General features: G+C 68.4%; 12 protein-coding genes. 9 read left to right on the top strand and 3 right to left on the bottom strand.

Going from position 1 to position 16,294, the window contains the following annotated elements; all coding sequences use genetic code 11:
• The first annotated feature begins 21 nt into the window (after positions 1-21).
• From AruCF_RS00420 to AruCF_RS00410, 3 genes are read left to right on the top strand one after another with little or no spacing between them, the layout of a single operon-like run.
• Positions 22-690, top strand: coding sequence for an amino acid ABC transporter permease (locus tag AruCF_RS00420; RefSeq protein WP_049070422.1), 669 nt, complete (start codon positions 22-24; stop codon positions 688-690).
• Positions 687-1,343 carry an amino acid ABC transporter permease gene (locus AruCF_RS00415; protein ID WP_024067353.1) on the top strand — a complete coding sequence of 219 codons (657 nt, stop codon included), beginning with the start codon at positions 687-689 and terminating at the stop codon, positions 1,341-1,343. Before AruCF_RS00420 ends, AruCF_RS00415 begins: the two co-directional genes overlap by 4 nt.
• Positions 1,324-2,061 carry an amino acid ABC transporter ATP-binding protein gene (locus AruCF_RS00410; RefSeq protein WP_006389458.1) on the top strand — a complete coding sequence of 246 codons (738 nt, stop codon included), beginning with the start codon at positions 1,324-1,326 and terminating at the stop codon, positions 2,059-2,061. The genes AruCF_RS00415 and AruCF_RS00410 overlap by 20 nt, the downstream gene beginning before the upstream one ends.
• 43 nt (positions 2,062-2,104) lie before the next feature.
• Here the strand turns inward: AruCF_RS00410 and AruCF_RS00405 are convergent, their stop codons facing one another.
• Positions 2,105-3,496, bottom strand: coding sequence for a DUF6630 family protein (locus tag AruCF_RS00405; RefSeq protein WP_049070419.1), 1,392 nt, complete (start codon positions 3,494-3,496; stop codon positions 2,105-2,107).
• Positions 3,496-4,635, bottom strand: coding sequence for a DSD1 family PLP-dependent enzyme (locus tag AruCF_RS00400; RefSeq protein WP_049070418.1), 1,140 nt, complete (start codon positions 4,633-4,635; stop codon positions 3,496-3,498). Before AruCF_RS00400 ends, AruCF_RS00405 begins: the two co-directional genes overlap by 1 nt.
• A 198-nt stretch (positions 4,636-4,833) precedes the next feature.
• On the opposite strand from AruCF_RS00400, the gene AruCF_RS00395 reads away from it, so the two are divergent.
• The 4 genes from AruCF_RS00395 to gluQRS all read left to right on the top strand — a co-directional run bounded on the left by AruCF_RS00395 (position 4,834) and on the right by gluQRS (position 9,598).
• Positions 4,834-5,793 carry a TAXI family TRAP transporter solute-binding subunit gene (locus AruCF_RS00395; protein WP_006389462.1) on the top strand — a complete coding sequence of 320 codons (960 nt, stop codon included), beginning with the start codon at positions 4,834-4,836 and terminating at the stop codon, positions 5,791-5,793.
• A gap of 102 nt (positions 5,794-5,895) precedes the next feature.
• Entirely contained in the window at positions 5,896-7,920 is a 2,025-nt protein-coding gene (locus AruCF_RS00390; RefSeq protein ID WP_049070417.1) for a TRAP transporter permease, read from the top strand.
• A gap of 238 nt (positions 7,921-8,158) precedes the next feature.
• The gene (locus AruCF_RS00385) at positions 8,159-8,617 is read left to right on the top strand and encodes a Smg family protein (protein ID WP_049070415.1); all 459 of its coding nucleotides are present in this window, start codon (positions 8,159-8,161) and stop codon (positions 8,615-8,617) included.
• Between the two features lie 99 nt (positions 8,618-8,716).
• Entirely contained in the window at positions 8,717-9,598 is an 882-nt protein-coding gene (gene gluQRS, locus AruCF_RS00380) for a tRNA glutamyl-Q(34) synthetase GluQRS (protein WP_049070414.1), read from the top strand.
• A 133-nt stretch (positions 9,599-9,731) separates the two neighbouring features.
• On the opposite strand, the gene AruCF_RS00375 is transcribed toward gluQRS, so the two are convergent.
• Positions 9,732-12,389: a GDYXXLXY domain-containing protein gene (locus tag AruCF_RS00375; RefSeq protein ID WP_049070412.1), complete on the bottom strand. Its 2,658-nt coding sequence runs from the start codon at positions 12,387-12,389 to the stop codon at positions 9,732-9,734.
• 62 nt (positions 12,390-12,451) lie between these two features.
• Between AruCF_RS00375 and AruCF_RS00370 the strand changes: the two genes are divergently transcribed.
• Together AruCF_RS00370 and AruCF_RS00365 are read left to right on the top strand one after the other, a co-directional pair.
• Positions 12,452-15,103 carry a DNA topoisomerase III gene (locus AruCF_RS00370; protein ID WP_049070411.1) on the top strand — a complete coding sequence of 884 codons (2,652 nt, stop codon included), beginning with the start codon at positions 12,452-12,454 and terminating at the stop codon, positions 15,101-15,103.
• A 133-nt stretch (positions 15,104-15,236) separates the two neighbouring features.
• Positions 15,237-16,292 carry an ABC transporter substrate-binding protein gene (locus AruCF_RS00365; RefSeq protein ID WP_049070409.1) on the top strand — a complete coding sequence of 352 codons (1,056 nt, stop codon included), beginning with the start codon at positions 15,237-15,239 and terminating at the stop codon, positions 16,290-16,292.
• Positions 16,293-16,294: the final 2 nt, after the last annotated feature.

Here is a 16,294-nt window from a genome sequence, read left to right as displayed (position 1 = left end):
GCGCGCGCCGGAGCGCTGTTCATGGCTTATCAATTCAACTTCGCTTCCGTGTTCGACTACACGCCGGTGCTCATCAAGGGCATTGGCGTGACGGTCGAGCTGATCGCGTTTGGCGCGGTGGCGGGCGTGGCGCTGGGCATCGCCTGCGCCTGGGCCCGCACGCAGGGGCCGCGCTGGCTGCGCGCGCCGGTCACCGCCTATGTGGAGGTGGTGCGCAACACGCCGTTCCTGATCCAGTTGTTTTTCGTGTTTTTCGGGCTGCCGTCGCTGGGCGTGCAGTTCAGCGAGATGCAGGCGGCCTGCCTGGCGATGGCGCTGAACCTGGGCGCCTACAGCGCCGAGATCATCCGCGCCGGCATCGACGCCACGCCCAAGGGCCAGTACGAGGCCGGCGCCAGCCTGGCGATGACGCGCTTGCAGGTGTTCCGCCATGTGGTGCTGAAACCCGCATTGGCGCGCATCTGGCCGGCGCTGTCGTCGCAGATCGTGATCGTGATGCTGGGGTCGGCGGTGTGTTCGCAGATCGCGGCCGAGGACCTGACGTTCGCGGCCAATTTCATCCAGTCGCGCAACTTCCGCGCGTTCGAGGTGTATTTCGTGACCACCGGCATCTATCTGGTGCTGGCGGTGTTGTTGCGCCAGTTGCTGCGCATGACGGGCAGGCGGTTGTTCCGCAAGGCGGCGCGATGATCGAGTTCACAACCTGGGACATTGTCCGCAACCTGCTGCTGGCGGCGCGCTGGACCGTCGTGCTGTCGCTGGTGGCGTTTGCCGGCGGCGCGCTGATGGGCATGCTGGCGCTGATGATGCGGACCTCGCGCGTGGCGCTGCTGCGGCGCGTGAGCTGGGCGTATATCGAACTGTTCCAGGGCACGCCGCTGCTGATGCAGTTGTTCCTGGCGTTCTTCGGCTTGTCGCTGGCCGGGGTCGAGGTGCCGCCGTGGCTGGCCGCGGGCGCGGCGCTGACGTTGTGGTCGGGCGCGTTCCTGGCCGAGATCTGGCGCGGCTGCGTGGAAGCGATTCCGAAAGGCCAGTGGGAAGCCTCGGCCAGCCTGGCGTTGGGCTACGTGCAGCAGATGCGCTACGTGGTGCTGCCGCAGGCGCTGCGCATCGCGGTGGCGCCGACCGTCGGTTTCGCGGTGCAGATCGTCAAGAGCACGGCGCTCACCTCCATCATCGGTTTCACCGAGCTGTCCAAGGCCAGCACGGTGATCACCAACGCCACCTTCAGCCCCTTCACTGTCTATGCCTGCGCCGCGCTGATCTATTTCGCGCTGTGCTGGCCCCTGTCGCGCCTCAGCCTGCTGCTGGAAAGGAAGTTGCATGCCCCTCATCGCCCTTGAAGACGTCCGCAAGAAGTTCGGCGACAACGAAGTCCTGAAAGGGGTGACGTTGCGCGTCGAGCCCGGCGAGGTCATCGCCATCATCGGCAAAAGCGGTTCCGGCAAGAGCACGCTGCTGCGCTGCGTGAACGGGCTGGAGCAGATCGACAGCGGCGCCATCATGGTGGCGGACGCGCAACTGGGCGACGACGAGTTGCGGTTGCGCGCGCTGCGGCTGAAGGTGGGCATGATCTTCCAGCAGTTCAACCTGTTCCCGCACCTGACGGTGGGGCGCAACGTAATGCTGTCGCCGATGGTGGCCAAGCGCATGCCGCAGGACCAGGCCGCCGACCTGGCGCGGGCGATGCTGACGCGGGTGGGGCTGGCACACAAGTTCGATGCGTGGCCCGAGGAATTGTCGGGCGGGCAGCAGCAGCGCGTGGCGATCGCGCGCGCCCTGGCGATGCAGCCGCTGGCGCTGTTGTGCGACGAGATCACGTCGGCGCTGGACCCGGAGCTGGTCAACGAGGTGCTGGCGGTGGTGCGCGAGCTGGCCGCCGACGGCATGACGCTGCTGATGGTGACGCACGAGATGCGCTTTGCGCGCGAGGTGTGCGACCGCGTGGTGTTCATGCACCAGGGGCGCGTGCACGAGATCGGGCCGCCGGAGGAATTGTTCACCGCGCCGGCCACGCCGGAGCTGCGGCAGTTCCTGGGGATGACGGACCTGGCCGGATAGGGCGCGTGGATCCTGGCGGCGGCCATGGCCCGGCCGCCGAGGGTCAAGCGGCTGGCAATCGGCCCAACAATGCGTCGAAGCGACCCAGGCGCACGTGACGCAGTTGTCCCCCAACGACCACCCCGCCATCCGGCAAAATCCACGCGCGCTGGATGCCGCTATCCAGATCGAGCGCGCCGTGGCGGATGCGCAGGACCTGGCCGGAATCGGGATGCCACAACTGGCCCAGATCCAGGCTGCGGTGCGGCGCATGCCAGTGGCCCAGCAGCAGCCAGCCTTGCGGCAGGGACTGCAGGATCATGCCGCCGGCGGGCATCTGTTGCGGCGCATGGCGGCTGACGGCAAGGGCGTCCAGGTCCGCGTGGCAAAGCGCGTCGTCTTCCAGCCAGGCGATGGCGCCGCTGCCGCAGGCGACGGGATGCGAGAGATCCCCCGATGCCGCCTCGGGATAGCGCAATGCCAGGGGATGCAACTGGCCGCCGCGCCACCGCAGAAGCTGGCCACGGCACAGCACGCAGGCGCGGCCGTCGGGCGTCTGGATCACCGCCGAGCGGTCGCTGACGGGGCGGCGCTGCGGCGGCGCGGTGTACAGCAGTGCCGGCTCGATGGCGGCCGCTTCGTCCTGCGCGGCAAAGCCCCGGTACACGAACACCATGCCGCGATCCACCAGCAGCAGGTCGTCGCCCGCGAAGCCCAGGCTGAATTCGGGCGTGCGGCGCTGCGCCTGCGCCGCGCGCGGCGGCAGCGCAAGGCCGGGACGGTTGAGCGGCGCGGCCTCGACCCGGGGCGCGCGCAGCAGGTGGGCATAGGGCGTGCTGGCGATGCCGTCTGGGCCTTGCTCGATCCAGGCATGGACGCCGTTGGCGGCAACGGCCGACGCCAGCAGGCCGCGATGCGGCTGGAACTTGCCGCCAACCTCGCGCAAGGCCGGCCAATCATGCAGGTCCACCAGTTGCGGCGCCGCCGTGTCACGGTTGGCCATGCATGCCCAGCCCGGCGCCAGCGGGACGCACTGCGCCATGTCCAGATAATCGCCAGGCTGCGCCAGCGGACCGGAAGCGGGGCGCGGCAATGCCGCCGGCGCGCCTTGCGGGGCGCCGTCCTGCCGATGCCGCGTACCTTGTCGGCCCTGTGCCGCGATCCGCGCCAGCGCGTCACTAACATCGGCCAGAGGCACGATCAGCAGATGGATGGCGTCGTCGTCTTCGTCCTGCTCGATCAACGCCAGCCCCTGCGCTTCCAGTTCCTGGCCCAGCGGCGGCAGGAAGTCGTCGGCGCGGTCATCGCGCAACGCCGCGCGCAGCGCATCGAGCCGCGCGGCGGCCAGGGCCGGGTAGCGCGCCGCATACGCCTGCCGCAACGCGTCCAGCAGTTCCGGCAGCGGCGTCTTCCAATCGAAGGACAACGGCTCCATCACGATCGGCGCGGCCGCCATCAGCGCGAGAACCCGCGCGCCGAGATCTCCCAGATGTCCTGCACGATGCCGTCTCGATACACCACCAGCCCGTCGTGCAGGTTGAAGGTGGGATCGACGTGCGACGGCACCAGCAGCAGCGTGTCGCCCAGCGCCGGCGGCTGCGCGTCGGGCGCCACGCGCACCACGCCGTGTTCGTCGTTGATGGCGGCGTATTGCAAGCCCTGGGCGCCGTGGATCGCGGGCGGGCCGCATTCGGCGGTGGTGGACTTCAGGCCGGCGTCGAGGATGACGCGGTCCGGCGCTGGGGTGCTCATCACGGTGGACAGCACGAACAGGCTGTTCTGGAAGGCGAGCGCGCCGTCCCATTCGTTGGCGCCGTAGTCGCCGTCCATGAAGGCGTAGGAACCGGCCTGCAGTTCGGTGTAGACGCCGCTGGCGGCATCGAATTCGGCGCTGCCGGTGCCGCCGCCGGTGATGATGTCGCAGGCGATGCCGCTCTCGCGCAGCAGCAGTTGATACGACGCGGCGATGCGCGCGGCCTGGCGGCAGACGGCGGCGCGTTCTTCGCGGGTGCGCAAGTGCTGCACCGAGCCGTGATAGGCCTGCAGGCCGACGAAGGTCACGCCCGGCAGGTCGCGCGCCTGCTGCGCCAGCGCCAGCACGGTGGCGTCGTCGGACACGCCGCAGCGGCCCTGGCCCACGTCCACTTCCACCAGCACGTCAATCTCGGCGCCGGCCGCGGCCATGGCCTGCGAGATCCGCGCCAGGTTGGCGGCATTGTCGACGCAGACGCTGAGCTTGGCGGCGCGCGCCAGTTGGGCCAAGAGGCGCAGCTTGGCCGGGCCGACCACTTCGTTGCTGATGTGGATGTCGGTGATGCCGGCGGCCACGAAGGGCACGGCCTCGCTGACCTTCTGGCAACAGATGCCGCGCGCGCCCAGCGCCAGCTGGCGGCGCGCGATCTCGGGGCATTTGTGGGCCTTGGCGTGGGGCCGCAGCGCGACCTCGTGGCGGTCGGCCCAGGCCTGCATGGCGCGCAGGTTGGCCTCGAACGCGGCCAGGTCCAGCACCAGGCTGGGCGTGTCGACGCTGGCCAGGGGATCGCCGGCCTGGGCGGGCGGGGGCAGCGCAATGCCGCGTATGACTTCTTGGGACATCGAATAGCTCCGTGATCAAACCTGCGGCGTAACCGTGAACCGCCGCCGCGCGCGATGGCCCACGCCGGACCGTTGACGTTTCCGCACTGCGGCAACCCCTGGTAAACGATAGCTTCCAGGCCATTGGCGCAGGGCGGGTGGCGTGCCAGAATTTCAACACAACAATAGGTTACTTCCACTCATAACGGAGAAGCTCGCATGAAACTCAGGAATTGGATCGCCACCCTGGCCATGGCCGCCGCCGCTGTCGGCGCGACCGGGGCCGCGCAAGCCCAGCAGTTCTTCCGTATCGGCACCGGCGGCACCGCCGGCACCTACTACCCCATCGGCGGCATCATCGCCAACGCCGTGTCCCAACCCGGCAAGCTGATCGCCACCGCGGTCGCCTCCAACGGTTCGGTGGCCAACATCAACGGCATCATGGGCGGTTCGTTCGAAGCCGGCTTCACGCAGTCGGACGTGGCGTTCTGGGCCTACAGCGGCACCGGCACCTTCGAAGGCAAGCCCAAGGCGCAGGACCTGCGCCTGATCGCCACGCTGTATCCGGAGAGCATCCACCTGGTGACGCGCAAGGGCGCGGGCATCAAGAGCGTGGCCGACCTGAAGGGCAAGCGCGTCTCGATGGACGAGCCGGGTTCCGGCACGCTGGTGGACGTGCGCCTGATCCTGGGCGCCTATGGCATGACCGACAAGGACGTCAAGGCCGAGTACCTCAAGCCCAACCAGGCCGGCGACAAGCTCAAGGACGGCGGCCTGGATGCGTTCTTCTTCGTGGGCGGCGCGCCGGCTGGCGCCATCGCCGAACTGGCGTCCTCCGGCAACATCGAACTGGTGTCGCTGGTCGGCCCGGAAATCGACGCATTGCGCGCCAAGCAGGAATTCTTCACGCCCGACACCATCGCGGCCAACACCTACCAGAATCTGCCCGAGGTCAAGACCATCTCGGTCAACGCGCAGATGGTCACGTCGGCCAAGCTGTCCGAGCAGGTGGTGTATGACGTCACCAAGGCGCTGTACAGCGACGCCACCCGCAAGACCCTGGACAACGGCCACGCCAAGGGCAAGCTCATCACCCGCGACAACGCGGTCAAGGGCGCGGGCATCCCGTTCCATCCGGGCGCCGAGAAGTTCTACAAGGAAATCGGCCTGCTGAAGTAAGCGCCGATCCATTCCCATCGGGAAGCGCGCGGCCGCCGGCGCCGCGCTTGCACAGGGCCGCCTCGGGCGGCCCTGTTCGCGATTCACCTGAGAAACACGGCTATGGAAATAGACCACGAGAAAACACAGCAGCTGGCGGAAAAGTACGATTCCGAGATCCGCTTCCGGCCGCTGCACAAGAGCGCCACCTGGATCGTCTCGGGCCTGCTGGTGGCGCTGTCGCTGTTCCACTACTACACCGCCGGCTTCGGCCTGCTGCGCGAAGCCACGCATCGCGGCGTGCACCTGGCGTTCGTGCTGAGCCTGATCTTCCTGGTGTTCGGCTTTTCCAAGGCGCACTACCAGCGCGAGCCGAAGTCCACCTGGTACGCGCCGGGCGGCGTGCCGCTGTATGACTGGATCATCGCCATCGCGCTGGCGTTGTCGGTGCTGTACATCCCCTACATTTTCGAGGACCTGGCGTTCCGCGTCGGCAACCCGCTGCCGATCGACGTGCTGATGGGCTCGATTCTGTTGATCGGGTTGCTGGAGGCCACGCGCCGCGCCATGGGCTGGCCGCTGCCGATCATCGCGCTGGTGTTCATGGCCTATGCCGCCTTCGGGCCGTATTTCCCCGGGCTGCTGCAGCACGCGGGCAATACGTGGTCGCAGATCGTCAACCACATGTACCTGACCAGCCAGGGCGTGTACGGCGTGGCGGTGGGCGTGGTGGCGACCTACGTGTTCCACTTCGTGCTGTTCGGCGTGCTGGCCACGCGCATCGGCCTGGGCCAGTTGTTCCTGGACGTGGCGTCCACCATCGCCGGACGCTATGCCGGCGGCCCGGCCAAGGTGTCGGTGTTCGGGTCGGCCATGTTCGGCATGCTGTCGGGGTCGTCGGTGGCGAACGCCGTGACGGTGGGCTCGCTGACCATCCCGGCGATGATCCGCATCGGCTATCCGCGCCACTTCGCGGCGGGGGTGGAGGCGGCCAGCAGCACCGGCGGCCAGATCACGCCGCCGATCATGGGCGCGGCGGCGTTCCTGATGATCGAGTTCCTGGGCATTCCGTACCAGCAGATCGCGATTGCGGGCATCTTCCCGGCCTTTCTGTATTTCTTCGGCATGTTCATGCAGGTGCACTTCGAGGCCAAGCGCGAGGGCCTGCGCGGCCTGACGGCCGAGGAAATGCCCAAGCTGAAGCAGTCGTTCAAGATGCGCTGGCCGACGCTGATTCCGCTCATCCTGCTGATCGGCGTGCTGGCCAGCGGCCGCACGCCGTACCTGGCGGCGTTTGCCGGCATCACGGGCTGCATCATCGTGGGCCTGCTCAATCCGTTCCAGCGGCTGCACTGGCGCGATCTGTACGAAGCCTTCGAGACCGGCGCCAAGTACGCGCTGGCGGTGGGCGCGGCGGCCGGCACCGTGGGCATCGTGATCGGCGTGGTGACGCTGACGGGCGTGGGCTTCAAGATCTCGTACATCGTGATCTCGGCGGCGCAATCGATCGCCGGCGTGGCGGGCGCGATCATTCCCGAGACCATCGCCAACGCCCAGTCGCTGACGCTGGTCGCGGCGCTGATCATGACGGGCATCGTCTGCATCCTGATGGGCTGCGGCATTCCCACCACCGCCAACTACCTGATCATGGTGGCGGTGGCCGCGCCGACGCTGGTGCAGCTGGGGGTGCAGCCGATCGCGGCGCACTTCTTCGTGTTCTATTTCGGCATCCTGGCCGACATCACGCCGCCGGTGGCGCTGGCGGCCTACGCGGCGGCGGGCATGGCGGGCAGCGATCCCTTCAAGACCGGCAATACCGCGTTCCGGCTGGGCATCACCAAGCTGATCGTGCCGTTCGTGTTCGTGTTCTCGCCGTCGCTGCTGATCTCGGTGCAGGGCTTCACGTGGTACGACTTCTTCGTGACGCTGTTCGGCTGCATGGTGGGGCTGGTGCTGCTGTCGGCGGCGTTCTCGCGCTACATGCTGGTGGGCATGAAGAGCTGGGAGCGCTGGCTGTGCACGCTGGGCGCGCTGCTGACCATCCTGCCGGGGCTGACCAGCGGGCTGATCGGACTGGCCATCTGCATTCCGGTGTTCATCCGCCAGCTGGCGCAGCTGAAACTGGAAACGGCGCCGAAAACCGTCTGAAGCGTAGGGGTATTAAAGAGGGGCGGACCCCGGCAGTCCGCCCCGGCCACATCGCGCAACCCCTTATTCTGTCAGCCTTTCCGCGCGGTTTTCATGACTGTCGCAAGGCCACTACGCCCCCCGTTCCCAGTCTTTCCGGCGGTTGCCCGGGCAAATAAATCAGCGTAAAGTAAAATTCATGTTTGCTGGTCTGCCGATATGCGGGCCGACTGTGCAAACAGGCACAAGACTGCGCCATATGTTCGATATCCTGGTTTACCTGTACGAGAATTACTACACGCCGCAAGCCTGTCCCGCCGCTGACGTGCTGGCCAAACGGCTGGCCGCCGCCGGGTTCGAGCACGAGGACATCGATGACGCGCTCGGCTGGCTCTACGGCCTGGCCGAAACCACCGAACGCTGCGTCGATCTCGCCCAAGCCCCCGCCACCGGTACCCGGATCTACACCGATAACGAATACCAGCAGCTCGGCTCCGAATCCATTGGCTTCATCGCCTTCCTGGAATCGGCCGGCGTGCTGCCCGCGCCCTTGCGCGAGATCGTCATCGACCGGGGTCTGGCGGCGCCGGAATCGCCCGTGCCGCTCTCCAAGATCAAGATCATCGCCCTCATGGTTCTCTGGAGCCAGGAAGCCGAGATCGACAACCTGGTCCTGGAAGAGCTGCTGGACGAAGACGGCACGCGCTTGCTGCACTGACGGCGCCGGCTCCGGCCGGCGTTCGTATCCCCGCGACGCGCGCGCTTCCTGCGCGCGGCGTCGCCACGCCGCAACCCCCTTGCTCCGCTTCGCCATCCCGTGACCTACACCGGCCGCTTCGCCCCCAGCCCCAGCGGCCCGTTGCACGCGGGCTCGCTGGTGGCCGCGCTGGCCAGCTGGCTGGATGCGCGCGCCCACCACGGCCGCTGGCTGCTGCGCATCGAGGACGTGGACACGCCGCGCACGGTGCCCGGCGCGGCCGAGACCATCATGGGCCAATTGGAGGCCCTGGGCCTGCGCTGGGATGGCGACATCGTCTGGCAATCGCAACGCGGCGACGCCTATCAGGCGGCCTTCGACGCGCTGGCCGCGCGCGGGCTGGTCTATGGCTGCGGCTGCACCCGCCGCGAGATCGCCGATTCGGCGCTGCGCGGCCAGGCGGCGCCGGGCGCGGACGGTGAACGCCCATACCCCGGCACCTGCCGCCACGGCCTGGCGCCCGGACGCGAGGCGCGCGCCTGGCGCGTGATCATGCCGGAAGGGGTGGAGCGTTTCGAGGACCGCTGGCTGGGGCCGCAGGAGCAGGACGTGGCGCGGGCAGTGGGCGACATCGCCGTGAAGCGCGCGGATGGCCTGTGGGCCTATCAACTGGCGGTGGTGGTGGACGATGGCGCGCAGGGCGTGACCGACGTGGTGCGCGGCGCCGACCTGCTCAGTTCGACCGCGCGCCAACGCGTGCTGGGCCGGCTGCTGGGCCTGCCGCCAGTGCGCTATCTGCACGTGCCGCTGATCCTGGACCCCGCCAGCGGCCTGAAGCTGTCCAAGCAGAACGGCGCCCCGGCCATCGACACGAGCGCGCCGCTGGCGTCGCTGCAAGGCGCCTGGCGCGCGCTGGGATTCGCGCCGCTGGACGCGCCGGACACGGCGGCCTTCCTGCGCGAGGCGACGGCGCGCTGGGCCGCGCGCTTTCCGCTGCCCTGATCCGGCATGGCCGGCAGGAGCCGGCAGCCGTCACGGGCAGTGCAATCGCGCGTGCCGAGACGTCCGTTCCGATGCATGGCCGACGGCCACCCGGCAACATCACGCCGGGTGGAGCGCCGCCGACCTGTGATCCCTACAACGGCTGCAGATCCTCGCCCAGCATGCGCACCAGCAGGGCCTCGCCGTTCTCGGCCACGCGCAGTTCGCCGAACTTGGCGACCTCATAGCGCTTGGCCTGGCCTTCAGGGAAGAAATAGGCATTGGTGACGATACGCACCTGGTTGTCGCGCACGCGATAGCGCAGCGGCACTTCGCCGTCGCCATGCGGCTTGGCGTCGGTCTGGATGCGCACGGGCTGGTACACGCCGCGCGAATCGCCGGTCAGCATGACGTAGCCGTCGGACGCTTCGCCCATGACGGCGTCCTCCGTGTCCCGGCGCTCGCCGCTCAACCGCAGCCGGGTGACTTCGCGCCCGGCGGCGAAGTTGAGCGCCATGTAGTCGCCCTGCATCAGCGAGCGCGGGTCGACCGGCGCCAATTCCAGGATCACCAGCCTGCCGTTGGCCAGCAGCTTTTCGCGCTGCCAGATACTGCCGTTGGCCACCACCAGCACCAGCGCCAGGCCGCCCAGGATCGCCAGGGTGCGCCAGCGCAGGGCCGGCGAGACCGGCGGCAGCGGCGCGCGGCGCGACGGCTCCTGGGTGCGCATCAAGCGCGGCACCAGCCACACCAGCCCCCGCAGCACGAACAGCAGCACGGCGCCGCCGCCCAGCCACAAGGACTTCTGCAGCAGCGGCACGTCCAGCTGGTAGTAATAGACGCCCAGGTAAGCCAGCAGGCTGAAGACGCCGAACAGCGCCACCCGCGGCTGGTTCAGGCCGAAGCCCAGCAGCAGCCAGGCCAGCGCGAAGCCCACGCCGGGGCTGGGCAGCCAGAACAGCGCCAGCAGCAGCAGGGCGATGGGCACACCCCAGGTGACGCCGCCCGTCAGCACCTGGCGGCGCGGCCACAGCACCGCCATTGCCGCCGCCGCTGGCAGCAGCGCGCCCGCGCATACCAGCACGGCGGTCTGCGCGTGCAGTTGCCACATGGCCGGCAGTTGCAGCACCGACAGGCCGCTGGCCAGCCACACCATGCCTTGCACCGACAGCAGGAAGGCCCAGGCCAGCGGTTGCAGCGCATGGCCGCGCTTGCCGCCCAGCCGGTGCGCCAGGGTCAGGATCACCGCCGTGGCCCAGGCGCCGGTCACGGCAATCGGCAGCCAGACGAAGGCGGCGCGGGCCATGTCGAGATACAGCAGGGAGTCGAGCATGTCCTCGCGCAGCAGCTCGGGCGCCAGGATGCGCCAGATCAGGCCGGCGCCGGCCAGGGCGATCAGCCCGCCGCTCAGGAAGCGCAGGATCACGTCCGGCCCCAGCGCGTACACCGCCGTGGCCATCAGCAGCACGAACAGGCAGGCGCTGGCGAACGAGGTCGAGCTGGACATGCCGTAGATGATGAGGATCTGCCCGGCGAAGGCCATGGCGGTGCCGCACTGGCGCCAGAACGGGCCGGCGTCGCTGCGCAGCACGGCCACGCCGGCGGCGCACAGCACCAGGCCGGCCACCAGCGCGCCTTCCTCTGAATTGATCATGCCCGAGAAGGCCACAAACGCCAGCAATAGCACCGTCGACAGCCAGGCGCTCAGCGCCAGGATGCATTGCACGTACCAGGGCGGCTCGGTGTGCGGCACGGCGGGCGGCGCCAGTTGCGCCACGGGTTCGCCGGCCTCGCCGGGATCGACCGCGTTGCCGGCCGAGGCGGCGGCGGGCTCGGCATCGGCCGGGGCCGCGACGGCCGCCCGCGGCCCGGCGGCCAGTCCGCGCAGCCAGCGCGCCGCCCAGACGGCCTCGGCCATCAGCAGTGCCGCCAGCGGCAGGGCCGCCCAGATACCGGGTTCCAGGCGCAGCAGCCATTCGCCTACCACCCGCAGCGAGACGCAGATGACGCCGGCCACCAGCATGGCCAGGATGACCAGGTCGCGGCGGCCGCGCTGGTAATAGAAACCCAGGCCCAGCGTCACCGCGATCCAGGCCAGGCTGTTGACGGAGCCCAGGCCGCGCGACAGGCCGTTGCCGATCACCAGCACCGTCACCATGGGGCCGAACACCAGCGCCGTCACCAGCGCGCTGATCACCAGCGCCGCCAGGACCCGCGGTCCGACCAAGGTGCTGGCGCGCCAGCGGCGCGCCGCCAGTTCCCAGCCCAGCAGCAACAGCAGGTTCCAGGCGGCCACGATCAGGCTGGCGATCTGGGGACCGCCCAGGATCAGCCACCAGGTGAAGGCGCGCTCGCCCAGCCACAGGACCAGGGCGACGTTGGTCACCAGCGCCCACAGCAGCCAGACGGCCTGGCTGGCCGCCACCAATGCCCACGGCAGCAGCAGGACCGCCCACCAGGCGAACAATTCCCAGGTATCGGCGCCAGTCTGGTAAGTTTGGCCTAATAACGCGAGCAGGGCGCCGAGCAGGATGCCGGCCAGGGCCAGCAGCGCGCCGGGAATGCTGCGGCGCACGCCAGGGGTGGCGCGCAGGCGCAAACCGGTCCACGCGGCCGCCAGCGCGGTCAGGGCCAGCAGGCCCTGCGTGCCGGCGAAGCGCTGGATTTTTGTCATGTCCTGCCAGTTCGCCGCGACCCAGCAGATGGCGGCGCTACCGAGCAGCAGGACCCCCAGCCAGAGGGTGCTGCGCGCCAGGAATTGGCGCCATGCGTGAAGTTCCGATCCCACTTGCCGTTCAATGCCGACTTGCATCTCGCGAAACTCCGATCTTATTATCCGCGCTACTACGGCGGGACTGCCGCCACTGGATACACATGAATAAAACGCTGATTATTGCCGAGAAGCCCTCGGTGGCCCTTGATATATCACGCGCCTTGGGAGGCTTTGCGCGCGAGGGCGACTATTTTGAAAGCGAACGTTACGTACTGGCGTCCAGCATCGGGCATTTGCTTAGCTTGGTCGCGCCCAACGATCCGGTCAAGGGGAAATGGAGCTTCACGCACCTGCCGGTAATTCCGCCTGAATTCGAGCTGGGGCCGACCGACAAGAAATCCGCCGAGCGCCTCAAGCTGCTGGTGCGCCTGGCCAAGCGCAAGGACGTTGATGCCATCATCAACGCCTGTGACGCGGGGCGCGAGGGCGAACTGATCTTCCGCTACATCATTCAGTATGCGGGCGTGAAAAAGCCGATCCAGCGCCTGTGGCTGCAATCCATGACGCAGGCCGCCATCCGCGAGGCCTTCGCCAACCTGCGCGACGACAGCCAGCTCAAGCCGCTGGAGGCCGCCGCCCGCTCGCGCGCCGAGGCCGACTGGCTGGTGGGCATCAACGGCACCCGCGCCATGACCGCCTTCAACAGCAAGGACGGCGGCTTCTTCAAGACGCCGGTGGGCCGGGTGCAGACCCCCACGCTGGCCATCGTGGCCGAGCGCGAGGAACGCATCCGCCGCTTCGTGCCGCGCGACTACTGGGAAGTGCGCGCCACCTTCGTGGCCGCCGCCGGCCTGTACGAAGGCCGCTGGATCGATCCGGACTTCAAGAAGGACGAGCGCGACCCCGAGAAGCGCGAGTCGCGCCTGTGGTCGCAGGCCGCCGCCCAGAGCGTGGTGGCCGCCTGCCGCGACCAGCCGGGCAGCGTCACCGAGGAATCCAAGCCGTCGACCCAGATGTCGCCGGCCCTGTACGACCTGACCTCGCTGCAGCGCGAGGCCAACGGCCGCTTCGGCTTCTCGGCCAAGACCACCCTGGCGCTGGCCCAGACCCTGTACGAACGCCACAAGGCGCTGACCTACCCGCGTACCGATTCGCGCTATCTGCCCGAGGACTACATCGGCACGGTGCAGGAAACCATGCGCGCGCTGGCCAAGGGCGGCTCGAACGCCGTCGGCGGGCTGTCGCGCCATGCCGAGACCGTGGTCAGCCAGCACTGGGTCAAGCCGAACCGCCGCATCTTCGACAACAAGAAGGTGTCGGATCACTTTGCCATCATCCCGACGCTGCAGATCCCGCACGACCTGAGCGAGGCCGAGGCCAAGCTCTACGACCTGGTGCTCAAGCGCTTCCTGGCCGTGTTCTTCCCGGCCGCCGAATACCGCGTCACCACCCGCATGACCGAAGTGCAGGGGCATCGCTTCCGCACCGACGGCAAGGTGCTGGTCAATCCGGGCTGGCTGGCCGTGTACGGCAAGGAAGCCCAGGGCGAGGACGCCAACCTGGTGCCGGTGGGCGACGGCGAGACCGTGCGCACCGAGGACGTCGAAGCCGTGGGCCTGACCACCAAACCGCCGGCGCGCTTTAACGAAGGCACGCTGCTGTCGGCCATGGAAGGCGCCGGCAAGCTGGTGGACGACGAGGAACTGCGCGAGGCCATGTCCGAGCGCGGCCTGGGCACGCCGGCCACCCGCGCGGCCATCATCGAAGGCCTGCTCAACGAGGTCTACCTGCGCCGCGAGGGCCGCGACCTGGTGCCGACCGCCAAGGCGCGCCAGTTGATGACGCTGCTGTCGGGCCTGGACGTGTCGGAACTGACTTCGCCCGAGCTGACCGGCGAATGGGAACACAAGCTCAAGCAGATCGAGCAGGGCGCGCTGGACCGCCAGGCCTTCATGCGCGAGATCGCCCAGATGACGCAGGTGATCGTCAAGCGCGCCAAGGAATACGAGCGCGACACGGTGCCCGGCGACTACGCCACGCTGCAGACGCCGTGCCCCAAGTGCGGCGGGGTGGTCAAGGAAAACTACCGCCGCTTTGCCTGCACCAACTGCGACTTCTCGATCGGCAAGCACCCGGGCGGCCGCACCTTCGAGCTGCCGGAAGTCGAGGAACTGCTGGCCAAGCGCGAGATCGGTCCGCTGCAGGGCTTCATCAGCAAGATGGGCCGGCCGTTCGCCGCCATCCTGCGCATCAGCGACGAGTACAAGCTGGAATTCGACTTCGGCCAGAACGACGAGGACGACAACGAGGCAGTGGACTTCTCCGGCCACACGCCGGTGGGCACCTGCCCCAAGTGCCAGTCGCGCGTGTTCGAGCACGGCATGAGCTACGTCTGCGAAAAGTCTGTCGGCCCTGAAAAGAGCTGCGACTTCCGCTCGGGCAAGGTCATCCTGCAGCAGGAAATCTCGCGCGAGCAGATGGAAAAGCTGCTGACCGACGGCCGCACCGACCTGCTCGACGGCTTCGTGTCCAGCCGCACCAACCGCAAGTTCAAGGCTTTCCTGGTGCGCCAGCCCGACGGCAAGATCGGCTTCGAGTTCGAACCGCGTCCGGAGAAACCCGGCCGCGGCCGCGCCCCGGCCAAGACCGCCGGCGCCGCCACCAAGACGGCGGCGAAGAAGGCGCCGGCCAAGAAGGCCGCGGTGAAGAAGTCCGCCACCAAGACCGCCACGAAAACGGCCACCAAGACGGCGACCAAGACCACCGCCAAGAAAGCCGTGAAGAAGGCCGCGCCCAAGAAGACCGCGGCATAAGCCGCCACGGTCTACACTTGCGTGGCACGACGAGAACGCCCGGGCAACCGGGCGTTTTCCATTGTTGGACGGCAGGCGCCGCTGCGGTATTGTTGACGCCAAACAACCACACCCGATCGAGACCGAGGAAGACATGAGCACGAGCCCCCACTTCACCACCCGCCGCCGCGTGCTGGCCGCAACCGGGGCGCTGGCCGGCGTCACCCTGATCGGCGGCCGCGTCGCCTTCGCCCAGCCCAAGCTGGGCCGCGTGGTCTACGGGCAGGGCAGCATCGACCCGTTCTTCGCGGCCGGCTACGTGGCGCTCAAGAAGGGTTACTTCGGCGAAGCGGGGCTGGAAGTCGAGTACCTGAATTCGCAGAGCGGCCCGCGCACCAACCAGTTGCTGGCGGCCGGCCAGATCGCCTTCGGCGCCACGGCCGCCACCGCCGCGCCGGCGCTGACGCTGGCCGGCAAGCCGGCCGCGCTGGTGTTCGGCTTCGATCGCAAGCTGACCTACGCCAACGTCATCGTGCGGCGCGAGGATTTCGACAGCGGCAAGATCAAGTCGCTCAAGGACCTGGCCGGCAAGCGCGTGGGCGCGACCCAGCCGCAGTCCAGCACCTGGCTGATGGCGCTGTACCTGATGCAGAAGGCCGGCGTGGCCGACAAGGTCGATATCCGCCCCCTGGGCGACCTGGCCACCATGCTGGGCGCGCTCAAGACCGGCTCGGTGGCCGCCAGCATGGCCACCATGTCGATGATGGAGCAGGCCCGGCAGGAAGGCTGGGGCGTGCCGATCTTCGACGCCACCACCGAGGCCTCGTGGAACGAATTCATGGGCGGCGACGTGCCGGGCATCGCCGCGCTGACGCTGCAGGACACCATCCAGAAGCGGCCGGAAACCGTGCAGGCCTTCGTCACCGGCCTGGTGAAGGCACAGAACTTCATCACCGCCCACAGCGCCGCCGAGATCGCCGACGTGATCTACGACGATTACCTGAACGCCTTCCCGCGCGCCGCCATCGAGAAGACGCTGGGCGTGTACAAGGACACGGTGTTCCTGGGGGACAACGTCATCACCGAGGACGCCTACAACCGCATGACCGCCATCATGGGCGACGGCCGCCAGTTCTCGAACGACGAGATCAAGACGGTGCCGTACGACAAGTGTGTCGACATGCGCTTCGTGCGCCGCGCGCGGAGCTAGCG

This window comes from Achromobacter ruhlandii (genome assembly GCF_002082135.1).
Lineage (GTDB): Bacteria > Pseudomonadota > Gammaproteobacteria > Burkholderiales > Burkholderiaceae_B > Achromobacter > Achromobacter ruhlandii.
This window is presented reverse-complemented; position numbering and strand designations above follow the sequence as displayed.